The 233-nt window shown below is 70.0% G+C and carries 1 protein-coding gene; it reads right to left on the reverse strand.

All coding sequences use genetic code 11. The features are described from left to right. A partial coding sequence (locus tag SB725_RS34080) for a hypothetical protein (protein WP_410923809.1) occupies nucleotides 1–233 on the reverse strand: 233 nt, incomplete at both ends.

A 233-nucleotide genomic window follows, 5' to 3' on the forward strand; every position in this document is an offset into this window, starting at 1 on the left:
GTTCTCGTCGATGGCGGCACCGACCGCGGATCCAGCCGCGCAGCCTGCTGCACTGCCGAGTAGGCCGGCGATGACCGCGCCGGCGAGTCCACCAAAGACAGAGCCAAGCGGCCCGCCAATTGCGCCTACGGCCGCGCCGGCTTCGGCGCCAGAGAGGGTCATTGCCATGCCGCTCGTCGCGCCGGCGACACTGCCGATCGTGCTGCCTGCTTTGCGGCCGATGTTCAACGTGG

The sequence above is a fragment of the Pseudomonas sp. SIMBA_041 genome (assembly GCF_046535095.1).
GTDB lineage: Bacteria > Pseudomonadota > Gammaproteobacteria > Pseudomonadales > Pseudomonadaceae > Aquipseudomonas > Aquipseudomonas mucoides.